Below are 965 nucleotides of genomic sequence, written 5' to 3'. Positions count from 1 at the left end.
CGTACACCTACAAGAAACATTTTATTAATTACCAGAAACTGGGTGGAACGCCAGACTGCGAACAGCCTTGGTATACAACATGTGTGGCTACATCGAAGGAAGATTATTTCTATAATACCAATGTAACTGCAACAGCGGGCAATCTCAAGAACAGTACAGACTATCAATATGACATCCCGAATAATATGCCATATCCAACGGAGATAAGTAACAAGTATACAAACATCACTACGGGTCAATCCTCTATACCTGTAGTAGTCAAAAGAAGCTACAATCCGCATGGACAAATACTGTCTGAAACAGATCCAAATAACATTGTGACGAGCTACCAGTATATGGAACCAAGTACAAGAGATTCCTACCTGAGTAAAGTGATCAAAAAATTAAATGATAATCTTACTCAATATACGAATTATTCTAGATATGAAAAAGGTAATGTCAAGGAACTAACCGTAAAGGATAACGACAATCCGAACGGTAATGTTGCCTTAAAAATCAATTATGAATACGATTCATACGGTAACCAGACCAAGGTGACCGCTACTGACAATCAAAGTACGATGTCTGTAGTGCGAGCATATGATGTAAACCCGCCCAATAAGGGTGCATTTTTAACCCAACAGTCCCAGCAAGTGACTGATGTGGATGGAAGCATATCGAACATTGTTCAGAAAATGGAGTATGACACGACAACGGGAAGATTGACTCGATTTACGGATGGAAATAATAATTTCACGCGATATGAGTATGATCCCCTTGATCGAGTCACGAAAGCTACGTTTATGGATAACAGCAACGTTCAGTTAACGTATGATGATGCCAACAACAAAATTACTACAATAGACCAGACAGGGGTTACCACTGTTACCCAATGGAATCCGCTGGGATTAAAGGAATCCGTTCAAACTATAGGCGCAGGCACAGGGAAACAAAGCTTCCAATACGACACTTACAGTCGATTGTGG

At 40.0% G+C, this 965-nt stretch carries 1 protein-coding gene; it reads left to right on the top strand.

What is annotated here, in order from left to right; genetic code table 11:
* The coding region (locus ABRS97_RS28025; protein ID WP_367859149.1) for a hypothetical protein at positions 1-965 on the top strand (965 nt) is incomplete at both ends.

The organism is Paenibacillus tabacirhizosphaerae, from assembly GCF_040812395.1.
Taxonomy (GTDB): Bacteria; Bacillota; Bacilli; order Paenibacillales; family NBRC-103111; genus Paenibacillus_E.
Note: the sequence above shows the minus strand (reverse complement) of the source record. Positions and strands in the feature narration are given on the sequence as shown.